Origin of the sequence: Metabacillus hrfriensis (assembly GCF_030127205.1) — a bacterium.
Taxonomy (GTDB): Bacteria; Bacillota; Bacilli; order Bacillales; family Bacillaceae; genus Bacillus_P; species Bacillus_P dongyingensis.
In genome coordinates, this window is sequence record NZ_CP126116.1 from 4,380,482 (window position 1) to 4,402,034 (window position 21,553).

A 21,553-nucleotide genomic window follows, 5' to 3' on the forward strand; every position below is an offset into this window, starting at 1 on the left:
CATTCTTTTTCTTAAGAAGGCATAAATTTAAAGGTTAAGCTATTAGCTGTTTTGGACCCCTTTTTCCATTGCCTTCCACGCAAGTGTTGCACATTTGATCCGTGCAGGGAATTTAGCAACCCCTTGCAATGCTTCAATATCCTCAAGCTCTACGTCATCATCGTAATCTTTTCCCTGCATCATGTCTGAAAAGATTTTTGAAAGCTTTAAAGCTGTTTCGACCGATTGCCCTTTAATCGCCTGAGTCATCATTGATGCAGATGACATTGAAATCGAACAGCCTTCACCGTCGAACTTTGCATCCTTAATGCACCCATCTTCAATCTGCAGCGTTAAACGAATTCGGTCTCCGCATGTAGGATTATTCATATCTATTGTTAAACTATCTTCGAGTACACCTTTGTTCCGCGGGTTTTTATAATGATCCATGATGACCTGCCGGTACAGAGTGTCCAGATTATTAAAAGACATTCGTGAAGTACTCCTTTGTTTTTATGATTCCTGCAACAAGCTTATCAACTTCTTCTTCTGTGTTGTACAGGTAAAAACTTGCACGAGCTGTCGAGGAAACATTCAGCCATTTCATTAAAGGCTGTGCACAGTGATGGCCGGCACGAACTGCTATGCCTTCAGCATCTAATACTGTGGCAACATCATGAGGATGCACATCTTCAATATTGAATGTCACAAGACCCGCACGCTTTTTAGGGCCGTATATAGTGATGCCTTCAACTTCTGACAGTCTCTCAAGTGCGTAATCAGCAAGCTTGTGCTCATATGCTTCAATGTTTTCAAGACCGATTTCTTCCAGAAAATCAATGGCAGCACCAAGGCCGATTGCCCCTGCAATGATTGGTGTTCCGGCTTCCAACTTCCAGGGAAGTTCTTTCCATGTTGATTCGTATAATCCGACGAAATCAATCATTTCGCCGCCAAACTCAACTGGCTCCATGTTTTCAAGAAGTGCTTTTTTGCCGTACAGGACGCCAACACCGGTCGGACCGCACATTTTATGAGCTGAAAAAGCAAAGAAATCACAATTTAAATCTTGAACATCAATTTTCATATGCGGAGCACTTTGCGCACCGTCAACAACCATGATGGCACCTTTGCTGTGGGCTAACTCTGCAATTTCTTTTATAGGATTTATTGTTCCCAGAACATTTGAAACCTGCATAACAGAGACAATTTTAGCTGAGTCTGTAATCGTTTCTCTGGCATCTTCAAGAGAAATCGTGCCATCCTCCTGCAAAGGAATATACTTAAGTGAAGCCCCAGTCGCTTTAGCAAGCTGCTGCCAAGGTATGACGTTTGCATGGTGCTCCATATGCGTAATCACAATCTCATCGCCTGCTTGAAGATTTGCACGTCCATAGCTTGCAGCTACTGTATTCAATGCAGTTGTAGCACCGCGTGTGAAAATGATTTCTTCTGCAGACTGAGCATTTATGAACTTTCTTACCTTTTCGCGTGCTCCCTCGTAGCCATCTGTAGCTTTGGTGCCCAGTGTATGAACTCCGCGATGAACATTGGAATTATATTCTCTATAATAGCGGTCTAGTGCTTCAATGACCGGCAGCGGCTTCTGAGAAGTCGCTGCACTGTCAAGATAAACAAGATTCTGTCCATTTACTTGCTGATCCAAAATCGGGAAGAGAGAACGGATATCTTGGATATTCATTACTTAACTTTCCTTTCAATGACCTCAACAAGCTGTTTCTTAACGCCTTCGATTGGAAGTACTCTAACAACCGGCGCAAGGAAGCCGTGAATGACAAGACGCTCAGCCTCAACTTTAGAAATGCCTCGGCTCATCAAGTAATACAATTGAAGCGGATCCACGCGGCCAACAGACGCAGCATGTCCAGCCGTTACATCGTCCTCGTCAATTAATAGAATCGGATTTGCATCTCCGCGTGCTTTTTCGCTAAGCATAAGAACTCTTGATTCCTGCTCTGCATTAGATTTAGAAGCACCATGCTCAATTTTGCCGATTCCGTTGAAGACAGATGAAGCACTGTCTTTCATTACGCCGTGCTTTAAGATGTAGCCCTCAGAATTTTTGCCGAAGTGAATCACTTTTGTTGTGAAGTTTTGAATTTGATTTCCGCGTCCGACAACCACAGATTTAGTGTCTCCATAAGAGCCGTCACCTATCAGGTTTGTTGTGTTTTCAGAAATCGTATTGCCGTCATTCATCAAACCAAGCGCCCATTCAATGCGTGCATCGCGGGCAGCAGTACCACGGCGGTTGACATACGTAGTAACACCTTTATTCAAATGATCAACAGCACCGTAAGTAACTTTTGCATTATTATTCGCAAATACTTCCGTTACAATGTTGAAAATCGATTCTTCCGTTTCAGTCGTTGAAATATAGTTTTCAACATAAGTGACAGAACTGTTGTCGTCTGCTACAACGATAACATGGTTGAAAAGATTGGTTTCCGGATTTTCATGTACATATACAGCCTGAAGAGGTGCTTTTACCTCAACATTTTTAGGCACATATACAAATACTCCGCCGTTCATAAGAGCTGCATGAAGTGCTGTTAAACGATGCTCATCAACTTTCACGCCTTCAGTCATGAAGTATTTTTGCACAAGCTCAGAATGTTCACGGGCAGCCGTATGGATATCAGTGAAGATTACGCCTTGGTCTATCAACTCCTGAGAAAGAGATGCATAAGCAGGCGTTGTATCTAATTGGATATAAAGATTTTTGTTCTCATCTTCAAGATCAATTAAAGCCTTTACTTCATCGCTTAAATCATTAAGGGATGCTAAAGCTTTGCTTTTAACTGAGTGAGTCTGGAATTGTGTAAAATTCCACTTATCAATTTTCGTTTTATCCGGTCTTGGCATTGAAAGGTCTTCAGCTTTTGCAAGAGCTTGTAAGCGCAGTTCTTTAAGCCATTCCGGTTCACCGAGTTCACTTGAGAAACCCGTGACATAGTCGTGGTTGAATTTCGTCTCTACTGTCATCTTAATCCCCCTAACGCTTACGCTTCTTGACCAACAGTTTCGTCTTCGATGCCAAGCTCTTGTTTAATCCAGTCATAGCCTTCTGATTCTAAACGCTGAGAAAGCTCAGGACCGCCTGATTTTACGATGCGACCCTGCATCATTACGTGTACATGATCAGGTGTGATGTAGTTTAACAGGCGCTGATAGTGAGTGATGATCAGGCAGCCGAAATCTTCGTTGCGCATTTGGTTAATGCCTTTTGAAACAACTTTTAATGCATCGATGTCAAGACCTGAATCGATTTCATCAAGAATCGCAATTTTAGGCTCGATCATCATTAATTGAAGAATTTCATTGCGTTTTTTCTCTCCGCCTGAGAATCCTTCATTTAGGTAACGCTGTGCCATATCAGGATCCATTTCAAGGAATTCCATGTTAGAATCCATTTTGCGGATGAATTTCATTAAAGAAATTTCCTGTCCTTCTTCTTTGCGTGCATTGATAGAAGAACGAAGGAAGTCAGCATTTGTTACTCCGCTGATTTCGCTTGGGTATTGCATCGCTAAAAATAGACCTGCACGTGCGCGCTCATCTACTTCCATCTCAAGGACATCTTCACCGTCAAGAGTGATGCTTCCTTTTGTTACTTCATATTTAGGATGCCCCATGATCGCAGATGATAGTGTAGATTTACCAGTACCATTCGGTCCCATGATTGCATGGAATTCTCCGCCTTTTATTTCAAGGTTTACACCTTTTAAAATTTCTTTCCCGTCAATTTCAACATGTAAATCTTTAATAACTAAAGTAGAACCTGCCATAAATAACTATACCTCCAATAATCTATTCTCAATTTAATCATTCTCAATTTATTCTCATTCTAATTTTATAACAAATGAAATGTGAATACAACTTTTTCGGTGGCTTCCCAAAAAGGACCGGATATATATAACTCAAAAGGAATCAGCCAGTGACTGATTCCTTTTGATTGGTATATTAATTCATTTTACGATCTAATACTGCAAATAGATGTTTGCTTTGCTGATAATCTTTTTCACGATTCTTTTCTACTTCCATACGCTTTTCATGGTTTCTGCTGTATACTGCATATCCCATTTTATGAGACTGCATTAAGGCTTTTTCCATTTCACTTGTGTAATTCAAATCAAGCTTTTGCTGACTTGCGTAGATAATGAATCATCCTTTCAATGTTTATCAATTAGCACTCTTATATGATAACACCTGGTCAAAACAGCCTCAATCATCATATAGAAGGATATGAAAGGATCATGGTTCTTCATATCGGATGTCAGTATTTAAGACACAGTTCTTTTATAAATACTCCGATATGCTCGAGTATGCTATTGCTTTAGGTGATTCAATTCTGTGATGCACTCTTGAACTAAGGTAACAGATTGACTCATTGCCGCTCCGCCGCCAAAGGCAGCTGTTACTCCGACTGTTTCTAGAATTTCCTGTTCGCTTGCTCCCTGGTCTAAACAGCCTTTTGTATGATAAATAATACAATATTCATCTTGTGAATAGATGCTTATGCCAAGTGCAATCAACTGCTTTTCTTTTTGGGAAAGTGTTCCTTCTTTGAAACATTCTTCAGTGAATTCATTATAAAGATGTGCAAGCTCAGGCATTTTTTCTGTAAAAACTCCTAGACCTTCTTTGTAATTATGCAAAGCGGCTTCGCTTATATTTCTCGGTTCAAAATGCTGCATTAATTTTCAGCTCCATTCCTTATATTAATCATCATTAGTATGCAAAACATTCAGGAGATGTATGTGTAAAAAGAGTTTTTTCGGAAGCGTTTATTCCTAATTTCTACTATATTGTATTGGGTTATTTCAGATAAAAAAGAGAGCACCGAATTTCGGGTGCTCTCTTTCTATTTATTCTCCGTCAACAGGTACTACTGCACCTTCATATTTTTCTTCAATAAACGATTGAATTTCTTTTGAATGAAGCACTTCTACTAAAGCTTTAATTTCTTTTTTTTCTTCATCGCCTTTGCGGACTGTGATGATGTTTACATATGGTGATTCTGACCCTTCAAGTGCAATCGCATCTTTTTGAGGATTGAGTCCTGCACCAATTGCATAGTTCGTATTAATTAAAACAGCATCGCCTTCATCGTTGTTATAAGCCTGCGGAAGGATACTTGCTTCTACATCTGCTTTGAATTTCAGATTTTTTTTGTTTTCAGCGATATCATCAATTGTTGCAGTTGTTTTATCGACACCTTCTTTGATCGTAATTAAGCCTTCGCTTTCAAGCAATGAAAGCATGCGGCCATGATCAGCTACAGAGTTACTCATGATAATTGTGCCGCCCTCTGGAATCTCTTCTAATGATTTATGTTTTTTAGAATACACACCAATTGGCTCGATATGAATGCCGCCTGCATTAACAAAGTCGTAATCTTTATTTTCCGCCATTTGAGACTCTAAATATGGAATATGCTGAAAGAAGTTGGCATCAATTTCTTTACTTGCGAGAGATTTATTCGGCAGGATATAATCCTGGAACGGCACGATATCAAGTTCAATGCCTTTTTCCTCAAGCAAAGGCTGTGCTTCCTCCAGAATTTCCGCATGCGGGACATTTGAAGCACCGATTTTCAGCGTTTTTGTTTCTTCTCCTTCGCCATTTCCGCCTCCTGAACCACATGCAGCAAGAGCGAAAGCAGATGTTGCGAATACAGCACTTAATAATAATTTCTTCATGTAAATTTCCTCCCTAACGTTTATCTAATTTTGATGTTATAAAGTCCCCAATAAATTGGATGATAAATACAATCACTAATATCAAGATTGTCGCAATCATTGTTACAGCATTATTATTCCGCTGGAAACCTTCAAGAAATGCAAGATTTCCTAATCCTCCGGCGCCGACAACCCCTGCCATGGCTGTGTAGCCGACAAGTGCAATTGCGGTTACGGTAATGCCGGAGATAAGCGCAGGAGATGATTCAGGTATTAATACCTTCCAAATGATTGTTGATGTTTTTGCACCCATCGATCTTGCAGCCTCAATGACTCCTTTATCTATTTCTCGTAGAGCAATTTCAACCATTCGTCCATAAAATGGCGCAGCGCCGATAATTAAAGCCGGCAATGCTGCTTTTGCTCCAAGAAACGTATCTAAAATGGCCTTTGTAAAAGGAATCAGCAAAATGATAAGCAGAATAAACGGAATCGACCGGAAAATATTCACGAATGCAGATATAATGATATTTACCGGTTTATTTTCCCATATTCCGCCTCTGGAAGTTAAGAATAACAGCAGCCCGAGTATAATGCCCAAGAAAAATGTTGCAGCCACGGAGAATCCTGTCATGAATAAGGTTTCACTTGTAGCTTCCCATACATTTTCCCATCTCACATTCTCAAACATTTGCAATCACCTCCGCTTCAACTTCTTGAGAGCGGATAAATGCCATTGCCTTATCAAGCTCTTCAGGTTGCCCGTCCATATGAATGAGCAAGGTACCATATGATCCGCTTTGAGTTTGCGATATTTTCCCTTGAAGGATGTTTACTTCAATCGGATGGTTTCGTATAAGATTCGTAATGAGCGGACTTTCTGTTGAATCCCCCACAAATGTTAGCTGAATAACCATTCCGTGTTTGTATTTTTCAAGAATCAATTCCATCGTTTCCTGCGTATCATCAGGCTCCGTAATTTGTTTCACAAAGCGCTTCGTAATAGACTGCTGCGGTTTTTTGAAAACATCGAGCACTTCACCCTGCTCAACAATCCTTCCGTTCTCCATAACGGCAACACGATGGCAGATTTTACGAATAACATGCATTTCATGTGTAATCAGGACAATGGTCAAACCCAGTCTTTCGTTAATATCCACCAGCAGTTCAAGAATTGAATCTGTTGTTTGCGGGTCCAGTGCAGATGTTGCTTCGTCACAAAGCAATACTTTTGGGTTATTCGCAAGAGCTCTTGCAATACCGACACGCTGTTTTTGTCCTCCGCTCAGCTGGGATGGATATGCATCTTCCCGCCCTTCCAGCCCTACAAGCTTAATCAGCTCTTCCACTCGTTTCACCCGCTGCTCTTTTTTCACTCCGGCAATTTCTAATGGAAACGAAATATTTTCCCGGACCGACCTTGACCAAAGGAGATTAAAATGCTGAAAGATCATGCTTATTTCGTGTCTTGCCGTTCTCAGTTCATCTCCGCGGATTTTATCGATCTCTCTTCCCGCTACTTGAATGGAACCGCCTGTAGGCTTTTCAAGTCCGTTCAGCAATCTGATCAGTGAGCTTTTTCCTGCTCCGCTATAACCGATAATTCCGAAAATTTCACCTTGATTTATGTTCAAGTCAACTGAATCAACCGCGGTAACATTTCCGCTTTTTGATTGAAAGACTTTTTTGACATCTTTTAACGTAATCATGAATTCACCTTCTTCCAAAATTCCACTCACTATCATTTTGCACGAATTACGTCAGGTTCATTTTTTTTATTAAGAAAAGCGGAACCACTTGTTCCCCTTAAACTTTTAAGAAAACAAAAATGCCTTTCTGCATAAATGAGCAGAAAGGCATATCTATAGAAGAACCTTTCTCTCATCTTTCAAAACTGAATAACAGCTTTGAGTGAATTGGCACCTTTTCAATAAAATTGACGGTTGCCGGGCTTCGCAGGGCACTTTCCCTCCACCTCTCTGGATAAGAGACTTACAATTTATTTAATTAGTTTACGTTTAAATTCAGTGAGTTAGTAGTACGAGTGTGATTTTATCATGTGCCAAAAGACCGTGTCAACCAAAAAGTTTTTTATTAATTCGAAAAGACGGATGATTCAATTAATGATTTCACACCCGTTGCTTGTTCAATTGCCTGTTCAAGATCCTCCAGAAGGTCATCTATATGTTCAATCCCAACAGACAATCGAATTAAGTCTTCAGTTACTCCTGATTTTTTCAGGCCTTCTGCATCCAGCTGCTGATGTGTAGTGCTGGCAGGATGAATGATCAGGCTTTTGGCATCTCCGACATTTGCTGCATGCGACCATAGGTTAACAGAATTAATCACCTTTGCGCCTGCTGCACGGCCGCCATCAATGCCGAACACTACAACCGCGCCTGCCCCTTTAGCTAAATATTTATCTGCCAGGGCCTTGTCAGGGTGCTGTTCATCTTCAGGGTACAGCACCCATTTAACTGCAGGATGCTCATTTAAATACTCAACCACTTTTCTCGTATTAAAAATATGCTCTTTCATTCTTACATGAAGTGTTTCCACTCCAAGAGCAAATTGAAATGCATTAAAAGGACTGATAGCAGGCCCTAAATCCCTGAGGAGCTGAACGCGGGCTTTTACAATAAAGGCTGCCTCCGGCAATGCTTCTGCATATACAAGATTGTGATAGCTTGGATCTGGAGTAGTAAAGCCCGGAAACTTATCGCTGTTCCAATCAAACTTCCCTCCGTCTACGATAATTCCTCCGAGGGTCGTGCCGTTTCCAAGCAGCCATTTGGTGGCCGAATGAATGACAATATCTGCTCCGTGTTCGATTGGCCTGCATAAATAAGGAGTTGCAAAAGTGTTATCAATAATTAATGGGATACCTGCTTCATGAGCAATTTTTGACACTGCCTCTAAATCAAGAACCTGCAGACTTGGATTGCCAATCGTTTCTGCAAAAATGGCCTTTGTTTTAGGTGTGATGGCATCCCTGAAATTCTCAGGATCATCCGCATTTACAAACTTAGTCTGTATCCCGTACTTAGGCAAAGTGGTTTGAAAGAGATTGTAGGTCCCCCCGTATAGGCTTGAGGCAGAGACAATCTCATCCCCTGTTCCGGCAATATTTAATATGGAAAGCGTTATCGCAGCCATGCCGCTTGCCACAGCAAGACTTCCTACTCCCCCTTCTAGCTGGGCAACTCTTTCTTCGAAAACCGTTGAGGTAGGATTATGTATCCGGGTATAAATGTAACCCTGCTCTTTTAAAGCAAATAAATCCGATGCATGCTCCGTATCATTAAAAACATAGGCGTTAGACTGATAAATTGGCACAGCCCGTGCTCCTGTTGCAGGATCCTTCTGCAAACCCCCATGTACATTTAACGTCTCAAGCCGATACTTATTTTGTCCCATATTCCCATCTCCTTTTTCATTTTTCCATATAAAAAACCCCTTCAAAGAAGAGGCGGAATCACCATAACTCTTCTTATCTTCCAGAGCATTCTACCCTGCTCTGATGGAATTGGCACCGTGTTGCAATAACCGGTTGCCGGGCTTCACAGGGCCAAGTCCCTCCACCTCTCTTGATAAGATTAAACTTATTGAATCTAAATGAATTGTAACACCGCTTCATTTACACAGTCAATTAATAGTTTGAATTTTTAGATTATTATTTAGACAAGTGAATAATGGATTCAAGCCTTAGTACATTGCGAAATGATCCTTTTACTTCAATCGCTCCTAGCTTTGAGAGCTGAAGAAGTCTGATTGGTGAGTGAAAACAGTCAAGAAGATGATTTTCATCACCTGAAACCAGTACATGTGCTGAAAGATTGTCATTGTCGCTGCTTAAACAACAAGCCCCCTTTTTTAAAACAAGCAGGATGGGTTTTTGTTTTGAACTGGTTATCCGTATTCTTAATTCTTCGTTTGGAAGCAGCGGCTGAATAAAATAAGACGCATTCATTTTTTCTACAAACGAAAATAAGTCCATTTCTTTTTTTCTCCCCATTTCTTTCCTATCAGATCATAACGTATTAATTCGTTTTAATACGACTCATCACCTTTATGAAAAGTTCGACACTTTATTGGACTTGGAGAGACAAAATAATCGTTTTTTCTATTTCCCAAGAAATATGTCAAATGCCGCCCTGCTCAGGCGGCATATTCTTTCAATATTTGATAAATATATTCAACAGAATGAAAGGCATATTTCTTGTGGGTAACCGCTCCATTTTCAAATATAAGCAAGCAGGGAACACTTTCAATTCCCCACTCTTCCGCTTGCTTAGGCAGGAAATTTAAGTTTGCCGTATGAATCGCTAAAGCTGGGAGCAGCTCTTCAACAACAGACAGCATTTTTTTTGCAAGCTGACACGTTCCGCAAAATGGAGTGTATAGATAAAGGATGCCAAATTCTTTTTCAGCAAACATATCTAATTGTTCTTCTTTTATTTCAATCATTGCTTTTCATGAGACTCCCTTTATTTTATAAGTATTTCGCCTGAACATCGATATTTGCACTTAAAAGCACAGCAGCAACATGCTGATCAGGTGCAGTCGCAACTTCACGGTACATTCTATCTATAAATATATGAGCAGCTTCGGGCAGTTCCCGCTTGAATTGTTTTCTGAGGCGATCCCCTGATTCATCAGAATCTACAAGCACATATACGTCTCTATAAAACAGAGCATCAATCATTTCATCTAATCGAGTAAGGCTTATTGTTCCATTTGTACAGATAATTTCTACAGGTTCATTGACAACATTAAGAACCTTTCGTTTGTCAGATGTTCCTTCAACTATTATGACCTTTTCAACCTCAATTGCAGACATCGCCATCACCTATTCAGTTAAAGTATGTGTTATCTTATAACCTATTCGAATTGCATGAGGTTGTTTCTTAAAATAATTGAACAAAAATGGCAGTGGAACATTCCACTGCCATTCGATTAGCACCAGCCGTTTTCTTCGTCACAATCTACATACTTTTCATCTTGTTTTGATAAAACGTCTGCATCCTGGAAAAAGGAATGGTTTTCTTCTTCATATCCATTTTTCAATGAAACCTGATTTCCATTTTGACCAAAAGACATTGTGCCAATTTGCTCTTTTTCAAAAAACAAGTTCATTTGACCTTCTGAAAAGCGTCCTGTTACCCGGTCTGTAATATCTAAGCGCTTCTTTTCAAATGACATCCTGGAACACCCTCCTTTTTATAGCTTAGGGTGTCCTGAGTTGATGCCCTTTATCAGTCTTCATTTGTCATTTCTACATATTGTTCAGCAGTCATTAAGCTGTCAACATCACTTACATTGCTTGGCTCGATAACAATCATCCATGCTTTTTCGTATGGAGATTCGTTTACAAATTCTGGGCTGTCATCAAGATCCTCATTGATTTCAACAACTTTTCCGCTGATTGGCGCATAAAGCTCTGAAACCGTTTTTACTGATTCAACGCTTCCGAAAGGCTCGTCTGCTTTAATTTCATCTCCAACTTCAGGAAGCTCAACAAATACAATATCCCCAAGTTCTGATTGAGCAAAATCAGTAATGCCGATACGTACTTTTTCGCCTTCAACTTTAACCCATTCGTGCTCTTCAGAATAGCGAAGTTCTTTTGGTGTGTTCATTTTTATTACCTCCAAGTTTTATCTTGTTTATTTGTAAAAAGACTGAAGTTAAAGTCTTCTACTACTTTGCCCATGCTGCTTCGAATTGATCTTCATTAAAGCCGACGGTAACTTTCTTGCCGTCTGTTGTTAATGGCCGTTTGATAAGCATGCCGTCTGATGCCAGAATCTCAAGCAGTTCTTCATCAGATAAAGAAGCAACCTTCTCTTTCATGCCTAATTCGCGGTATTTTTGACCGCTGGTATTGAAAAACTTTTTTACTTCTAACCCGCTGTTATCAAGCATCTTTTTTAATTCTTCTTTTGTCGGTGGATTTTCGACAATATGTACATCTTCTACCTGCAAATTGTGATCTTCAAACCACTTTTTTGCTTTTCGGCATGTACCGCATTTTGGATACCAATAAAACGTAAGAGCCACTCTTCTCACCACCTGCAACCGTAATTGAACAAGATTATTTTACCACAATCAATTGGACAATCATAATCCCAAGTTTCTATTGTGTAAAAATCAGTTTCCTAAAAGAAATAAGACCTTTTCCATTACGGAAAAGGTCCATTTCTTACACTTTGCTTAAGCGCGGTAACCATTTTCTTCAATTAGTGCAGCTGCAATTTCACGTTTTTTGGCAATCACGTTGATCGGAGTGTGACGAGTGAATTTTCTGAGTGCCGAAATCATCATGCGAAGTGTATCGCCCTGTTCAATCGCAACTAATGATTCCTTCGCGTGTGCTTCAATCTCATTAAATGCTTCCTGGCAGTACACTTGAGTATAAAGGAGCTTTTGAGCGCTCTTTGCTTCTCCAGCTTTGCTGATTGCTTTTTCAGTACGCAGAATCGCTGATTCCATAGCATAAATGCTGCTTACGATATCTGCAATGTTCACTAATACCTCTTGTTCCTTCTGCAATGCCTGGCCGTACTTTTGTGCAGCAAGTCCAGCAATCATCAAGCCGATTTTTTTAGCATTTTTCAATAAATGTTTTTCTTGTTCCAGAACGCCTTCACCAACTTCTTCAGGCATGAGCATCATTAATTCTTCCTGCAGAGCCTGAGCCTTTTGCAGCAATGGCAATTCACCTTTCATTGCTTTGCGCAAATATGTTCCAGGCACTAATAGGCGGTTAATTTCATTTGTCCCTTCGAAAATGCGGTTTATACGGGAATCACGGTACGCTCTTTCCACTTCGTACTCTGCCATAAAACCATATCCGCCATGGATTTGAACGCCTTCATCTACTACATAATCAAGCGTCTCAGATCCTAATACTTTATTTAATGAACATTCAATTGCATATTCAGCAATGGATGCAGCAACTTCTTTGCCGTCTTTCACTTCTTCAGGCGACAGACGGCTCATGCGGTCTTCAAACAACCCTACAGTACGGTATACAGAACTCTCCATTGCATAGGTTTTAGAAGCCATGTTAGCCAGTTTTTCCTGAATCAGCGAGAAGCTGCTGATTGGCGTTTTAAATTGCTGGCGCTGATTTGCATATTGAACAGAGACATCGATAATGCGTTTTGATCCGCCGATTGTTCCCACAGCTAATTTATATCTTCCGATGTTAAGGATGTTGAATGCGATAACATGGCCTTTTCCAAGGTCTCCTAATAGATTTTCCTTTGGAACCAATGCATCCTCAAGAATAAGAGTTCTAGTTGAAGAGCCTTTGATTCCCATTTTCTTTTCTTCCGGACCTGTTGATACTCCAGGATATTTTTTTTCGACGATGAAAGCCGAGAAGTGCTCGCCGTCAACTTTTGCATAGACTACAAAAACATCAGCAAAACCTGAGTTTGTAATCCATTGCTTTTCTCCATTCAGTACATAGTGTGTGCCTTCAGCATTCAATCTTGCAGTTGCTCTTGCACCCAATGCGTCTGATCCGGAACCCGGCTCAGTTAATGCGTAAGCTGCAATACGCTGGCCTGTTGCAAGGTCTGGCAGATATTGCTGTTTTTGTTCTTCGTTGCCGAAGAGCACAATTGGAAGCGACCCGATTCCTACATGTGCGCCGTAGGATAAGGAAAAACTGCCTGCACGTGCAAATTTTTCTGTGATCAAAGCTGAACTGATTTTGTCTAGTCCAAGGCCGCCGTATTCTTCAGGAACATCAGCTCCAAGCAGACCCAGCCCGCCTGCTTGCTTAAGCAGCTTCACAGATTTATCAAATTGATGATTCTCAATATCTTCTAAGTGCGGCAAAACATCATTTACGACAAAATCCTCTGTCGTTTTAGCAATCATTTTATGTTCATCTGTAAAATCCTCAGGAGTAAATACACTTTCAAAAGTCACATCATCTAGTAAAAAGCTACCGCCTTTGATTACATTTTCAGTCGTTTTAGACATGTTTGGTTCCCCCGTTTACTAAAGTTTTATTTCAAACCAGCTCGAACACTCCTGCAGCGCCCATTCCGCCGCCGATGCACATTGTAACAACTCCAAATTGTTCCTTGCGCCGCTTCATTTCATGAATAAGGGACAGGGTCAGCTTTGCTCCCGTACAGCCAAGCGGATGCCCAAGTGCAATTGCGCCGCCGTTAACATTCACTTTATCTTCATCTAATCCAAGCTCTCTAATCACCTGAATTGATTGAGAGGCAAATGCTTCATTCAGTTCAAAAAGTCCGATGTCAGATAAGCTCAGTCCTGCTTGTTTTAAAGCCCTCGGAATCGCTTCAATCGGCCCAATCCCCATTACCTCAGGCGGAACTCCTCCCACAGCGAAGGATCTGAATTTTACAAGGGATTGCAGACCTAGTGCATCTGCTTTTTCACGGTCCATCACCATAACTGCCGCAGCCCCGTCACTTGTTTGTGAAGAATTGCCCGCTGTTACAGATCCCTTAACGGAAAATGCAGGTCTTAAATTCGCAAGAATCTGCATGCTTGTTCCAGGACGTACACCTTCATCTTTTGAGAATTGGAAATGTTTTTCATGAAGCTTATTATCGCTGCCAACACTTCTTTGTGTGACATCTACTGCAATAATTTCATCATCAAATTTTCCTTCTTGGATGGCTCTTGCAGCGCGCTCATGACTGCGGACGGCAAATGCATCTTGATCTTCACGGCTAACGCCGTACTTTCTTGCCACCTGCTCAGCTGTATGCCCCATTCCCATGTAATATTCAGGAGCGTTCTCAGCCAAATTTGCATTTGGACGGACAACATGCCCCATCATCGGAACCATGCTCATTGATTCTGCTCCGCCTGCAATCACTGTATCTGAATGGCCAAGCATAATTTTTTCTGCTGCATAGGCAATGCTCTGCAATCCTGATGAGCAGTAGCGGTTAACGGTAATGGCGGGAACTGTGTAAGGCAGTCCGGCAAGCGCCCCGATGTTTCGCGCTAAGTTCAATCCCTGTTCTGCTTCAGGCATTGCACACCCGATAATCAAATCGTCTATATTTCCTTCATAGCCCCCGGCACGCTTCAGCGTTTCTTTTACAACGAGAGCTCCTAAATCGTCTGGTCTTACAGTTGCAAGTGATCCTTTTTTTGCTCTTCCAACAGGTGTTCTCGCACCTGCTACAATGACCGCTTCTCTCATAACAGTGCACCCTCCTAATTACGTAGTGGTTTCCCTTTAACAAGCATGTGCTGCATTCTTTGCTGTGACTTGCCCTCTTGAACCAAGCTCAGGAAAGCTTCTCTTTCTAAATCCAACAAGTACTGTTCATCCACTTCGGTGCCAAATGGAACCTTGCCGCCTGCAATGACATAAGCAAGTTTTTTTACAATTTTTAAATCATGCTCGGAAATATATCCTGATTGAAGCATGGATTGCGCGCCAAGCAGCAGTGCTGCATATCCAGTTTCGCCTACAACCGGAACCTTTTTACGGACAGGTGCTTTATATCCTTTATCAAACAGCTCAATAGCTTTTTGCTTTGCATCATGCAGGAGATGATCTCCATTAATACTCACAGAGTCGCTCTCATTTAAGAAAAAATTGTTTCTCGCTTCAGCAGCAGAGGCTGAAACCTTTGCAGTAGCGATTGTCTCAAAGACTTTATTTGCGACATTCTGCAGATCAAAGTCTACCCCTTTAGGAATGCTGTTTAGCAGTTTGATGTAAAGCTCTTTGTTGCCGCCGCCGCCCGGGATTAAACCAACGCCTGCTTCCACTAATCCCATATACGTTTCACTTGAAGCCTGAATGTGCGCAGCAGGCAGACAGATTTCTGCTCCTCCCCCAAGCGTCATGCCAAACGGTGCTGCTACAACTGGCTTAGGACTGTATTTAATCTTCATCATCGCCTGCTGAAAGTGACGGACAACCATGTCAACTTCAAAATAGTTGTCATCCTGTGCTTCCATTAATATCATCGCAAGGTTTGCTCCAACACAGAAGTTTTTCCCTTGATTTCCAATGACAAGCCCTTTGTAGTTTTTGCTGACTTCATCGATTGCGAAATTGATCATTTGAATGATATCCATGCCAATTGCATTGTTTGGAGAATGGAATTCAAGCAGGGCAACATCATCACCAAGGTCAATTAAGCTTGCACCGCTGTTCTTTTTAATGATCCCTTTTCTTTCTTTTATATCTTTTAAATCAAGGACTTTTTCGTTTTGCTGAATGCGTCTGTAATCTCCGTCATGATAAAAATATGAGATGCCATCTTCTTTTTTATAAAATGAGGTAAATCCACGCTCAAGCATGTCTTTAATCCAAGCCGGAACACTCTCGCCTTCAGCCTCCATTTTTTCAACCGACTTTGACAGCCCAATGGCATCCCATGTCTCAAATGGACCATATTTCCAGCCAAAGCCCCATTTCATTGCTTCATCTATCGCAACGATGTCATCTGCGATCTCTCCTGACAATTGTGCCGAGTAAAGGAGTGTCGGACTTGTAATATTCCAAAGTAATTGGCCTGCTCTATCACCAGAGTATATAAGCGCTTTCATTTTAGCGGCGGCACCCTTTGACTGTTTTGCAATTTCTATGCTTTGGGCCTTTAATCTTTTTCTCTCTCCGTATTCAAGCGTGTCAGGATTAAGCTCAAGAATTTCTTTTCCCTCTTTTTTGAAGAAGCCTTGACCTGATTTGCTTCCAAGCCAGCCATTTTCAAGCATTTTTTTCATAAATTCCGGAATTTCAAAAACAGCTTTCTCTTTTCCTTCCACCTGGTCATAAACGTTTTTCGCCACATGTGCAAATGTGTCGAGACCTACAACATCCAGTGTTCTGAATGTGGCGCTTTTTGGGCGGCCGATTAACGGTCCTGTAACAGAATCCACTTCGCCTACACTGTAGTTTCCTTTGAGCATTTCCTGAACAGTGACAAGCAGACCGTAAGTTCCAATTCGGTTTGCGATAAAGTTTGGAGTGTCTTTCGCTTCAACAACGCCTTTGCCAAGCACATCTTCCCCGAACGTTTTAATGAAAGATAAAACATCTTGTGATGTTGCTTTAGTCGGAATGACTTCGAGCAATTTTAAATAACGGGGCGGATTGAAGAAATGGGTTCCAAGAAAATGCTTCTGAAAATCCTCAGATCTTCCCTCTGCCATCGCCTCAACAGAGATTCCTGATGTATTTGAGCTTACAATACTTCCTTGTTTTCTATATTGATCCACTAATGTAAAGACTTTTTTCTTTATGTCTAAATTCTCAACGACTACTTCAATAATCCAATCGGCTTCAGACAATCTGTGCATGTCATCTTCAAAGTTACCCGCTTCGATCAATGAAAGATTTTCCTTAGCAGTCAGCGGAGCCGGTTTTTGTTTTAATAACTTTTGGATAGATTCATTAGAGATTCGGTTTCTGACAGATCGATCTTCTAAAGACAGTCCTTTCTTCTCTTCGTTATCCGTAAGTGAACGCGGGACAATATCAAGCAATAAAACAGGGATTCCGATATTTGCCAAGTGTGCAGCAATTCCTGAACCCATAACACCAGATCCTAAAACTGCAGCTTTTTTAATTCGCTGGACCATGAATGCTCCCCCTTTTGTCAATTTGAATGAATGCTCATTCATTTTTTGATGAAAAAAATAGTCAGGAATCAATTCCTCTATATACAATATAAAAGATTTCGAAAATTTGTTCAATACATTTACAAAAAATTCACATATTTATTGTGACGGCATGAAAAAAAGCCAGACGGGAAGGCTAAAAGCCAGGAGGTGACCAATTATGGCAAGGTTAAAGAAAGAACCATCTAAAGCAGGAGTAAGTGCATCCAGCGTAAAAGGCAGCTCTGGTCCAACAAATGAAATGGACGGCGGGGGCAAACGCTCGAGTACAAATCAGCAATATAAAAAGAAAAACATGGGACATGAATAAATGATCGGAAGCTGATTCGGAGGAATCAGCTTTTTTATTCTATAAACACTCCGTCACCCGTTTTACGTCAGAAGGGACAGAGCAGATTTCCTTACGGTTTTTCAAAGGAAGAAACGGATGATATCATTACAAATCTTCAAACAGACAGCCCAGCAAGGCTTGCCGAGTTTGGCGAAATATTCTTGAAAAGCGAGCTTTCTGAAGAGTTTAAGGAATGGTTGATGAAGATGGCCGTGATGATTTAGGAAAAGTATATGTTCCGACAGCCATTTTTTCTGGGAGATCAGATCTGTCCATTTCGAGTTTACTTAGACTTTGAGCGAAGGTATTCAATATTCGTCTGTTATTCCTTTTTTAGAACAGCGGAAAAGGAATATTTTTTATGAGAGAGAAATTTAACAGTGCACTTTTCATTCTTTCAGAACAGCAGCATTCCATGTTCATACTGAAACGCTCAGACATCTGAGCGTTTTTTCTTATTTTTTAACCATTCCCTTCAAAACGAATGCAACGTTTGCCGGCCTTTCTGCAAGACGGCGCATAAAGTAACCGTACCAGTCTGTTCCGTATGGGACATACACCCGCATTTTATACCCTTCTTTCACTAGTTCAAGCTGGCGTTCCGGCCTGATGCCATACAGCATTTGAAATTCAAATTGGCCATTCGGAATGTTGTTTTCTTTTACAAATCTTTTTGTAAATTCAATTATTGCATCGTCATGGGTTGCGATTGCTGTATAATTCCCATTCACTAAATGCATTTTAATTATTTTCTTGAAATTTCCGTCGACATCTTTCTTTTCAGGAAAAGCTACACGCGGAGATTCTTTGTAAGCTCCCTTAACAAGCCGTAAATTCGGATGAAACTGATTCAGATCATCGATATCTTTGATCGTTCTGTAAAGGTAAGCCTGAATAACCGTTCCAACGTTATCATATTCCTTTTTCAGGCTTTTAAAGATTTCTATTGTTTTCCCGCAGCGGGAATAGTCTTCCATATCAATGGTCACAAAAACATTATGTGTTTTTGCTGCTTCTAGAATCCGCCGCATATTCCGTAGGACAACCTCATTTGAGATATCAAGACCCATGGAAGTCATCTTTAAGGACAGCTGTGACTGCAGATTTTCCCTGCCTATTGCTTCAATTGCTTTTATCGAATGATCCGCCATTTCATTTGCCTCTGCTTCGTTATCGACGAATTCTCCCAAATAATCAATGGTAACATCTAGACCCTTCTTATTTAACTCTTTAATTACTGCTGCTGCCAGTTCAATTGTTTCTCCTGCAACAAAACGAGCCGCTCCAAATCTCAGTCCATACCTTTTAGCTGCTTTGGTCAGAGCTTTATTTTTTGATAAAAACAAAAAAAAGCTTCGAAGTAATTGCTCCATGTGAAGTCCCCCGCTCTCCGGCGAAAAAATTAAGAATTATCTGTTATTTTATCATTTTTATAATAGTTTGAATATATTTTGAGCTCATTTGCTGATACTCGTCACTAAAATTCCGTATAGAATTTTATGGCTGAGGAACGATAAGGAAGAAAATGTTTGAAGGAGGTTATAACTATGCAACAACAGCAGAATACAGGCACACAGCAAGGAATGATGCAGCAGCCGCCGTCTGTTATTACAACAAAAGATCACCTTTATTTAACAGATATGCTTTCGTGGAACCTGCTTGCCATGAAAAAAGCGCACTTCTTTGCATCGCAATGCAGTGATCAGAAATTAAAAACCGAGCTTGAGAAAGTTGGAAAAATGCATGAACAGCATTATTCTAAAATTTTAACTCATTTAAATCCAAATCAGGAAGCATACGGAATTCAGCTTCAGTAGGAGAGGTGCAGGATGAATAATAATCAGAACCAGAACAAAATCGGCAACCCTGAAACACAAGTACCTAAAACCCCTCAAATGAATGACCGCGACTTTGTTAATGAACTGCTGGCTACCGAAAAATATTTGACAAATTCTTATAGCACAGCCCTAAATGAGATGAGCCATGATTCTCTTTATCAGGATATTCAGGGAATCTACAACGAGACTCAAAATTGCCAAAGAGAATTATATAATGTGATGTATCAAAACGGCTGGTACAAGCTTGAAGCCGCAGACAGCCAAAAGCTTCAGCAATCTTATCAGCAGTTTGCTGATTATCTGCAGCAGCAATCACCTTATCTTCAATAGCGAAAATCGAATACCTACAGATAGGGGATCCGACAGAAAAGGCTTTTTTTTCCTTTCCTGGCGGATCCTTTCTGACCGAAGAGATGCCTTTAACCTTTATTCCTAGACTTTTCGTATTAATTCCCGCACTTTTATATTTAATTCCGAGACTTTCTAAGATTATTCCAAGACTTTTACAAATAATTCCGTACAATTGTGAACTTCACCCTAAACAGGATTCGGCTAGTTTGAAATTTCATTCAAACTCAAAAAAAAAATGAAAACAGCATTATGCCGCTTTCATTTTTATTTGCATTTATCCACAAATGTTTTAAACAGATTATGCATCGCCTCATCCTGGGCAGCCATTTCTTCAGGATGCCATTGAACAGCAAGCACATACCACTCATTATCGGTTCCTTCAATTCCTTCTATAATTCCATCAGAAGCCTTGGCTGTTGCCGTTAGTCCATCTGCAAGCTTTCCGACTGCCTGATGATGCATACTGTTCACACGGACTGTTTCTGTTCCAAAAATATTCTGCAGTTTGCTGGCTTTCTCAATCGTGATTTCATGAGTTGGATTTGGGCGGTCAGCTGTTTGATAATGCTTAATCGGATTTTCGTAATTGCTTTCGATATCCTGGATGACCGTTCCTCCAAGAGCTGCGTTAAGCATAGCAATGCCCCTGCAGATTCCAAATACGGGCTTTTTCTTTTCTTTCGCATATTTCACGACGGCTATTTCCATTTCATCCCGCTTGCCATTTGTTTTTCTTAGTTTCGGGTCTGGGTCTTCTCCGTAAGAATGAGGGTCCACATCCTCCCCGCCGCTTAAGATGAAGCCATCGCATATTGACACAATAACCTTTGCCATTTCATCATCTACAAGAGGAATCACGACGGGAATGCCTCCAGCCTGAATGACAGAACTGATATATTTTTGATGCACATGCACGCTCGGTATATCTCCGTGATCTACTACTGAGCTTGATATGCCGATAACTGGTTTTGAATCATCCATTTATGTTCACTCTCCCTGGGAATTACTCTTCTTCTATCTATACCCCATCCGATCCCAGGTCGAATCCTCTTATTATCATTTTATAAAATTTACCTTATTAAAGATCGTTCTTCCCACTCTTCCCGCAATAAACCGATTCTAATGGAATCGTAGTATTCTCCATTAACCACTCTGCATTTTCTCATGCGTCCCTCTATTGTCATGCCGAGCTTTTCTCCCACTTTAATCATTCTTATATTTCCAGACCATGTAGTGTAGCCGACTCTTACAATGGGCAATGTCTCAAACAGGTGATTTATCCATAATCGGAAGGCTGTCGTTCCATGTCCATCGTTCCAATAAGAAGGATCATAAATGCCTATCCCCATTTCAAGCCATAGTGAAGGCTCGTGCTCCCAATAATAGCTTACTGTCCCTATAATTTTTTCACCGGCAACGATCGCCCAGTAATCTTCTTGATTTACGATACTGTCTTTTTGTGAAAGGAAATCTGTCAGAGTAAGATTCTTATGTTCAAAATAAGGTGCATCCCACTTCTTCCACTCAGGATGTTCGTCTTTATACTTGATCTTCCATAAATGAATAAGATCCTTCGTTTCAATTGGACGGATCATTGCTTTTGACTGACACATAACTTGTTAGTCCCCCATTTTTGCAAGAATTTATTCACTGATAAAAGATTTTGCAGCTCTTTCCCTCTTTCAAGATATACCGTATAATTAAAATAA

Annotated in this window: 25 protein-coding genes and 2 riboswitches; of the genes, 3 read left to right on the forward strand and 22 right to left on the reverse strand. The window is 40.7% G+C overall.

What is annotated here, in order from left to right; translation table 11 throughout:
• Nucleotides 1-42 precede the first annotated feature (42 nt).
• The 19 genes from sufU to QLQ22_RS21865 form a co-directional block, all read right to left on the reverse strand.
• Nucleotides 43-471 carry a Fe-S cluster assembly sulfur transfer protein SufU gene (gene sufU / locus QLQ22_RS21775; protein WP_223438034.1) on the reverse strand — a complete coding sequence of 143 codons (429 nt, stop codon included), beginning with the start codon at nucleotides 469-471 and terminating at the stop codon, nucleotides 43-45.
• Complete coding sequence (locus QLQ22_RS21780) at nucleotides 461-1,681, reverse strand: cysteine desulfurase (protein WP_284015544.1); 1,221 nt, start codon at nucleotides 1,679-1,681, stop codon at nucleotides 461-463. Before QLQ22_RS21780 ends, sufU begins: the two co-directional genes overlap by 11 nt.
• Nucleotides 1,681-2,985 carry a Fe-S cluster assembly protein SufD gene (gene sufD / locus QLQ22_RS21785; protein ID WP_223438036.1) on the reverse strand — a complete coding sequence of 435 codons (1,305 nt, stop codon included), beginning with the start codon at nucleotides 2,983-2,985 and terminating at the stop codon, nucleotides 1,681-1,683. Before sufD ends, QLQ22_RS21780 begins: the two co-directional genes overlap by 1 nt.
• A gap of 17 nt (nucleotides 2,986-3,002) precedes the next feature.
• A complete protein-coding gene (sufC, locus tag QLQ22_RS21790) occupies nucleotides 3,003-3,788 on the reverse strand; it encodes a Fe-S cluster assembly ATPase SufC (protein ID WP_223438037.1) in 786 nt (261 codons plus the stop codon).
• Between the two features lie 175 nt (nucleotides 3,789-3,963).
• Nucleotides 3,964-4,113, reverse strand: coding sequence for a YuzK family famiily protein (locus QLQ22_RS21795; RefSeq protein ID WP_476703496.1), 150 nt, complete (start codon nucleotides 4,111-4,113; stop codon nucleotides 3,964-3,966).
• Nucleotides 4,114-4,328: 215 nt separating this feature from the next.
• The gene (locus QLQ22_RS21800) at nucleotides 4,329-4,697 is read right to left on the reverse strand and encodes a carboxymuconolactone decarboxylase family protein (protein ID WP_223438038.1); all 369 of its coding nucleotides are present in this window, start codon (nucleotides 4,695-4,697) and stop codon (nucleotides 4,329-4,331) included.
• Between the two features lie 171 nt (nucleotides 4,698-4,868).
• Nucleotides 4,869-5,702, reverse strand: a complete 834-nt coding sequence (locus tag QLQ22_RS21805) for a MetQ/NlpA family ABC transporter substrate-binding protein (protein ID WP_284015545.1) — start codon at nucleotides 5,700-5,702, stop codon at nucleotides 4,869-4,871.
• 13 nt (nucleotides 5,703-5,715) lie between these two features.
• Nucleotides 5,716-6,372 (reverse strand): methionine ABC transporter permease, encoded by a 657-nt coding sequence (locus tag QLQ22_RS21810; protein WP_223438040.1) that lies wholly within the window; start codon nucleotides 6,370-6,372, stop codon nucleotides 5,716-5,718.
• Nucleotides 6,365-7,390: a methionine ABC transporter ATP-binding protein gene (locus QLQ22_RS21815; RefSeq protein WP_284015546.1), complete on the reverse strand. Its 1,026-nt coding sequence runs from the start codon at nucleotides 7,388-7,390 to the stop codon at nucleotides 6,365-6,367. Before QLQ22_RS21815 ends, QLQ22_RS21810 begins: the two co-directional genes overlap by 8 nt.
• A 169-nt stretch (nucleotides 7,391-7,559) precedes the next feature.
• Nucleotides 7,560-7,671: riboswitch (SAM riboswitch) on the reverse strand.
• A 104-nt stretch (nucleotides 7,672-7,775) separates the two neighbouring features.
• Nucleotides 7,776-9,098: an O-acetylhomoserine aminocarboxypropyltransferase/cysteine synthase family protein gene (locus tag QLQ22_RS21820; protein ID WP_284015547.1), complete on the reverse strand. Its 1,323-nt coding sequence runs from the start codon at nucleotides 9,096-9,098 to the stop codon at nucleotides 7,776-7,778.
• A gap of 70 nt (nucleotides 9,099-9,168) precedes the next feature.
• Nucleotides 9,169-9,278: riboswitch (SAM riboswitch) on the reverse strand.
• 76 nt (nucleotides 9,279-9,354) lie between these two features.
• Nucleotides 9,355-9,678, reverse strand: a complete 324-nt coding sequence (locus tag QLQ22_RS21825) for an SCP2 sterol-binding domain-containing protein (protein ID WP_223438043.1) — start codon at nucleotides 9,676-9,678, stop codon at nucleotides 9,355-9,357.
• 161 nt (nucleotides 9,679-9,839) lie between these two features.
• Nucleotides 9,840-10,148, reverse strand: coding sequence for a thioredoxin family protein (locus QLQ22_RS21830; protein WP_223438044.1), 309 nt, complete (start codon nucleotides 10,146-10,148; stop codon nucleotides 9,840-9,842).
• Nucleotides 10,149-10,173: 25 nt separating this feature from the next.
• The gene (locus QLQ22_RS21835; protein ID WP_223438045.1) at nucleotides 10,174-10,521 is read right to left on the reverse strand and encodes a toprim domain-containing protein; all 348 of its coding nucleotides are present in this window, start codon (nucleotides 10,519-10,521) and stop codon (nucleotides 10,174-10,176) included.
• A 116-nt stretch (nucleotides 10,522-10,637) separates the two neighbouring features.
• Nucleotides 10,638-10,883, reverse strand: coding sequence for a YusG family protein (locus QLQ22_RS21840; protein ID WP_223438046.1), 246 nt, complete (start codon nucleotides 10,881-10,883; stop codon nucleotides 10,638-10,640).
• Nucleotides 10,884-10,936: 53 nt separating this feature from the next.
• Nucleotides 10,937-11,320: a glycine cleavage system protein GcvH gene (gene gcvH, locus QLQ22_RS21845; RefSeq protein ID WP_070874736.1), complete on the reverse strand. Its 384-nt coding sequence runs from the start codon at nucleotides 11,318-11,320 to the stop codon at nucleotides 10,937-10,939.
• 61 nt (nucleotides 11,321-11,381) lie between these two features.
• Nucleotides 11,382-11,741, reverse strand: a complete 360-nt coding sequence (locus QLQ22_RS21850; RefSeq protein ID WP_223438047.1) for an arsenate reductase family protein — start codon at nucleotides 11,739-11,741, stop codon at nucleotides 11,382-11,384.
• A 153-nt stretch (nucleotides 11,742-11,894) separates the two neighbouring features.
• A complete protein-coding gene (locus QLQ22_RS21855) occupies nucleotides 11,895-13,679 on the reverse strand; it encodes an acyl-CoA dehydrogenase FadE (RefSeq protein WP_223438048.1) in 1,785 nt (594 codons plus the stop codon).
• Nucleotides 13,680-13,710: 31 nt separating this feature from the next.
• On the reverse strand, nucleotides 13,711-14,886 hold the full coding sequence (locus QLQ22_RS21860; protein WP_223438049.1) for an acetyl-CoA C-acetyltransferase: 1,176 nt from the start codon (nucleotides 14,884-14,886) through the stop codon (nucleotides 13,711-13,713).
• 14 nt (nucleotides 14,887-14,900) lie between these two features.
• Entirely contained in the window at nucleotides 14,901-17,285 is a 2,385-nt protein-coding gene (locus QLQ22_RS21865) for a 3-hydroxyacyl-CoA dehydrogenase/enoyl-CoA hydratase family protein (RefSeq protein WP_284015549.1), read from the reverse strand.
• A gap of 199 nt (nucleotides 17,286-17,484) precedes the next feature.
• Here QLQ22_RS21865 and QLQ22_RS21870 point away from each other — a divergent pair, with 199 nt between their 5' ends.
• On the forward strand, nucleotides 17,485-17,634 hold the full coding sequence (locus QLQ22_RS21870) for a YuzL family protein (RefSeq protein WP_223438051.1): 150 nt from the start codon (nucleotides 17,485-17,487) through the stop codon (nucleotides 17,632-17,634).
• A 476-nt stretch (nucleotides 17,635-18,110) separates the two neighbouring features.
• Here QLQ22_RS21870 and QLQ22_RS21875 read toward each other — a convergent pair whose 3' ends face one another.
• Entirely contained in the window at nucleotides 18,111-19,028 is a 918-nt protein-coding gene (locus QLQ22_RS21875) for a proline dehydrogenase family protein (protein ID WP_223438052.1), read from the reverse strand.
• Nucleotides 19,029-19,202: 174 nt separating this feature from the next.
• Between QLQ22_RS21875 and QLQ22_RS21880 the strand changes: the two genes are divergently transcribed.
• A complete protein-coding gene (locus tag QLQ22_RS21880; RefSeq protein ID WP_223438053.1) occupies nucleotides 19,203-19,472 on the forward strand; it encodes a hypothetical protein in 270 nt (89 codons plus the stop codon).
• Between the two features lie 12 nt (nucleotides 19,473-19,484).
• Entirely contained in the window at nucleotides 19,485-19,823 is a 339-nt protein-coding gene (locus tag QLQ22_RS21885; protein ID WP_223438054.1) for a spore coat protein, read from the forward strand.
• A gap of 285 nt (nucleotides 19,824-20,108) precedes the next feature.
• Here the strand turns inward: QLQ22_RS21885 and QLQ22_RS21890 are convergent, their stop codons facing one another.
• On the reverse strand, nucleotides 20,109-20,825 hold the full coding sequence (locus QLQ22_RS21890) for a gamma-glutamyl-gamma-aminobutyrate hydrolase family protein (RefSeq protein WP_284015550.1): 717 nt from the start codon (nucleotides 20,823-20,825) through the stop codon (nucleotides 20,109-20,111).
• A gap of 89 nt (nucleotides 20,826-20,914) precedes the next feature.
• Complete coding sequence (locus QLQ22_RS21895; RefSeq protein WP_223438056.1) at nucleotides 20,915-21,457, reverse strand: GNAT family N-acetyltransferase; 543 nt, start codon at nucleotides 21,455-21,457, stop codon at nucleotides 20,915-20,917.
• Nucleotides 21,458-21,553 lie beyond the last annotated feature (96 nt).

Excerpts from the sequence above, each read along its gene's own strand:
- QLQ22_RS21860 (WP_223438049.1), bottom strand. The coding sequence starts at position 14,886 with ATGAGAGAAGCGGTCATTGTAGCAGGTGCGAGAACACCTGTTGGAAGA.
- gcvH (WP_070874736.1), bottom strand. The coding sequence starts at position 11,320 with ATGAACACACCAAAAGAACTTCGCTATTCTGAAGAGCACGAATGGGTT.
- QLQ22_RS21870 (WP_223438051.1), top strand. The coding sequence starts at position 17,485 with ATGGCAAGGTTAAAGAAAGAACCATCTAAAGCAGGAGTAAGTGCATCC.
- sufU (WP_223438034.1), bottom strand. The coding sequence starts at position 471 with ATGTCTTTTAATAATCTGGACACTCTGTACCGGCAGGTCATCATGGAT.
- QLQ22_RS21885 (WP_223438054.1), top strand. The coding sequence starts at position 19,485 with ATGAATAATAATCAGAACCAGAACAAAATCGGCAACCCTGAAACACAA.
- QLQ22_RS21815 (WP_284015546.1), bottom strand. The coding sequence starts at position 7,390 with ATGATTACGTTAAAAGATGTCAAAAAAGTCTTTCAATCAAAAAGCGGA.
- QLQ22_RS21810 (WP_223438040.1), bottom strand. The coding sequence starts at position 6,372 with ATGTTTGAGAATGTGAGATGGGAAAATGTATGGGAAGCTACAAGTGAA.
- sufC (WP_223438037.1), bottom strand. The coding sequence starts at position 3,788 with ATGGCAGGTTCTACTTTAGTTATTAAAGATTTACATGTTGAAATTGAC.
- QLQ22_RS21825 (WP_223438043.1), bottom strand. The coding sequence starts at position 9,678 with ATGGACTTATTTTCGTTTGTAGAAAAAATGAATGCGTCTTATTTTATT.
- QLQ22_RS21890 (WP_284015550.1), bottom strand. The coding sequence starts at position 20,825 with ATGGATGATTCAAAACCAGTTATCGGCATATCAAGCTCAGTAGTAGAT.
- QLQ22_RS21840 (WP_223438046.1), bottom strand. The coding sequence starts at position 10,883 with ATGTCATTTGAAAAGAAGCGCTTAGATATTACAGACCGGGTAACAGGA.
- QLQ22_RS21875 (WP_223438052.1), bottom strand. The coding sequence starts at position 19,028 with ATGGAGCAATTACTTCGAAGCTTTTTTTTGTTTTTATCAAAAAATAAA.
- QLQ22_RS21880 (WP_223438053.1), top strand. The coding sequence starts at position 19,203 with ATGCAACAACAGCAGAATACAGGCACACAGCAAGGAATGATGCAGCAG.
- QLQ22_RS21865 (WP_284015549.1), bottom strand. The coding sequence starts at position 17,285 with ATGGTCCAGCGAATTAAAAAAGCTGCAGTTTTAGGATCTGGTGTTATG.
- QLQ22_RS21805 (WP_284015545.1), bottom strand. The coding sequence starts at position 5,702 with ATGAAGAAATTATTATTAAGTGCTGTATTCGCAACATCTGCTTTCGCT.
- QLQ22_RS21855 (WP_223438048.1), bottom strand. The coding sequence starts at position 13,679 with ATGTCTAAAACGACTGAAAATGTAATCAAAGGCGGTAGCTTTTTACTA.
- QLQ22_RS21780 (WP_284015544.1), bottom strand. The coding sequence starts at position 1,681 with ATGAATATCCAAGATATCCGTTCTCTCTTCCCGATTTTGGATCAGCAA.
- QLQ22_RS21895 (WP_223438056.1), bottom strand. The coding sequence starts at position 21,457 with ATGTGTCAGTCAAAAGCAATGATCCGTCCAATTGAAACGAAGGATCTT.
- QLQ22_RS21795 (WP_476703496.1), bottom strand. The coding sequence starts at position 4,113 with ATGGAAAAAGCCTTAATGCAGTCTCATAAAATGGGATATGCAGTATAC.
- QLQ22_RS21820 (WP_284015547.1), bottom strand. The coding sequence starts at position 9,098 with ATGGGACAAAATAAGTATCGGCTTGAGACGTTAAATGTACATGGGGGT.
- QLQ22_RS21830 (WP_223438044.1), bottom strand. The coding sequence starts at position 10,148 with ATGATTGAAATAAAAGAAGAACAATTAGATATGTTTGCTGAAAAAGAA.
- sufD (WP_223438036.1), bottom strand. The coding sequence starts at position 2,985 with ATGACAGTAGAGACGAAATTCAACCACGACTATGTCACGGGTTTCTCA.
- QLQ22_RS21835 (WP_223438045.1), bottom strand. The coding sequence starts at position 10,521 with ATGTCTGCAATTGAGGTTGAAAAGGTCATAATAGTTGAAGGAACATCT.
- QLQ22_RS21800 (WP_223438038.1), bottom strand. The coding sequence starts at position 4,697 with ATGCAGCATTTTGAACCGAGAAATATAAGCGAAGCCGCTTTGCATAAT.